The sequence below is a fragment of the Nocardia sp. NPDC050435 genome, assembly GCF_040655395.1.
In the GTDB taxonomy this organism is placed as follows: domain Bacteria; phylum Actinomycetota; class Actinomycetes; order Mycobacteriales; family Mycobacteriaceae; genus Nocardia.
On the sequence record NZ_JBFAJW010000025.1, the window covers coordinates 1,365 to 3,864 of the forward strand.

At 55.6% G+C, this 2,500-nt stretch carries 2 rRNA genes (both only partly in view); both read right to left on the reverse strand.

Annotated elements, in window-relative coordinates:
• Positions 1-2,101, reverse strand: a 23S ribosomal RNA gene (locus tag AB0I43_RS40670) (it extends 1,126 nt beyond the left edge of the window).
• Between the two features lie 299 nt (positions 2,102-2,400).
• Positions 2,401-2,500: ribosomal RNA gene (locus tag AB0I43_RS40675) — 16S ribosomal RNA — on the reverse strand (it continues 1,417 nt past the right edge of the window).
• The 16S and 23S rRNA genes sit together here, the layout of an rRNA operon.

The following is a 2,500-nucleotide window of genomic DNA, read 5'->3' on the forward strand; positions in this document are numbered from 1 at the left end:
GCGCTAACCGGTCCTCTTAACCTTCCGGCACCGGGCAGGCGTCAGTCCGTATACATCGTCTTACGACTTCGCACGGACCTGTGTTTTTAGTAAACAGTCGCTTCTCTCTGGTCTCTGCGACCCAGACCAGCTCCCACCGTAAAGGTGTTCACCAGGCCGGGTCCCCCTTCTCCCGAAGTTACGGGGGCATTTTGCCGAGTTCCTTAACCACAGTTCTCTCGATCGCCTTAGTATTCTCTACCTGACCACCTGTGTCGGTTTGGGGTACGGGCCGTGTACCAACTCACTAGAGGCTTTTCTCGGCAGCATAGGATCACTGAATTCGCCTCAATCGGCTACGCATCACCTCTCAGGCTATATGCAACACGGATTTGCCTATGTTGCGCCCTACAGGCTTACACCAGTACAACCACTGACTGGCCCAGCTACCTTCCTGCGTCACCCCATCGCTTACCTACTACAGCCAGGGTCATATGCAGCCCCCAACTCGAGACCCGAAGGTCTTCTCGTGGGATTTGGATACTTAGCACAACTGATTCAGTATTTGGCGCGGATACACGGGTACGGGAATATCAACCCGTTGTCCATCGACTACGCCTGTCGGCCTCGCCTTAGGTCCCGACTCACCCTGGGCGGATTAACCTGGCCCAGGAACCCTTGGTCATTCGGCGGACGAGTTTCTCACTCGTCTTTCGCTACTCATGCCTGCATTCTCACTCGCATGGCCTCCACGGCTGGATCACTCCGCCGCTTCCATGGCCACACGACGCTCCCCTACCCATCCACACCACTGGACAATCCCCCGCAGGAGAAAATCGGTGTCATGTGTGAATGCCGCGGCTTCGGCGGTGTACTTGAGCCCCGCTACATTGTCGGCGCAGGATCACTTGACCAGTGAGCTATTACGCACTCTTTCAAGGGTGGCTGCTTCTAAGCCAACCTCCTGGTTGTCTTCGCGACCCCACATCCTTTTCCACTTAGTACACGCTTAGGGGCCTTAGCCGGCGATCTGGGCTGTTTCCCTCTCGACTACGAAGCTTATCCCCCGCAGTCTCACTGCCGCGCTCTCACACACCGGCATTCGGAGTTTGGCTGATTTCGGTAAGCTTGTGGGCCCCCTAGACCATCCAGTAGCTCTACCTCCGGTGTGAAACACGCGACGCTGCACCTAAATGCATTTCGGGGAGAACCAGCTATCACGGAGTTTGATTGGCCTTTCACCCCTACCCACAGCTCATCCCCTCAGTTTTCAACCTAAGTGGGTTCGGGCCTCCACGACGTCTTACCGTCGCTTCACCCTGGCCATGGGTAGATCACTCCGCTTCGGGTCTAGAACATGCGACTCGATCGCCCTATTCGGACTCGCTTTCGCTACGGCTACCCCACACGGGTTAACCTCGCCACATGCCACTAACTCGCAGGCTCATTCTTCAAAAGGCACGCCATCACCCCCGACAGACTGAACTGTCCAAAGGCTCTGACGGATTGTAAGCGCACGGTTTCAGGTACTATTTCACTCCCCTCCCGGGGTACTTTTCACCTTTCCCTCACGGTACTAGTCCGCTATCGGTCACCAGGGAGTATTCAGGCTTACCGGGTGGTCCCGGCAGATTCACAGCAGATTTCACGGGCCCGCTGCTACTCGGGTACTCACTACAACAGAGCAATCGTTTTCGCTTACCGGGCTATCACCGTCTATGGCAGGCCGTTCCAGACCACTTCAACTAACGAGAACTTTTCTGACTGTTGCTCGACTCGGCAGAATCGAGAAAATGAGCCCCACTACCCCGCATGGACAACGCCTGCCGGCTATCACATCCACACGGTTTAGCCTCATCCGCTTTCGCTCGCCACTACTCACGGAATCACGGTTGTTTTCTCTTCCTGTGGGTACTGAGATGTTTCACTTCCCCACGTTCCCTCCACACACCCTATATATTCAGATGCGGGTAACACGACATCACTCGTGCTGGGTTTCCCCATTCGGAAATCCTCGGATCTCAGCTCGTTTGACAGCTCCCCGAGGCTTATCGCAGCCTACTACGTCCTTCATCGGCTCCTGGTGCCAAGGCATCCACCGTACGCTCTTAAACACTTACTAACAAAGATGCTCGCGTCCACTGTGCAGTTCTCAAACAACACACCCACTCGAACGTTGTCCCGAAGCCGGCCAGAGCGAAACTCTGCGGTACTAACCGAAGATCCGAGTGGATCGTATTTTTGCCTAGAAAGAACGCGTGTTCTTTCAGGACCCAACAGTGTGTCGACTACATCCGGCCCTAAGCCGGCACATGTCAATGTTCCACCCATGAGCTGCCGCCGGACCACATTCGGGTCCGAAACGGTCTCTGACGCAACATCATCCGACTATTCGAAGAGTTACGTAGAAGTGCTCCTTAGAAAGGAGGTGATCCAGCCGCACCTTCCGGTACGGCTACCTTGTTACGACTTCGTCCCAATCGCCGATCCCACCTTCGACGGCTCCCTCCACAAGGGTTGG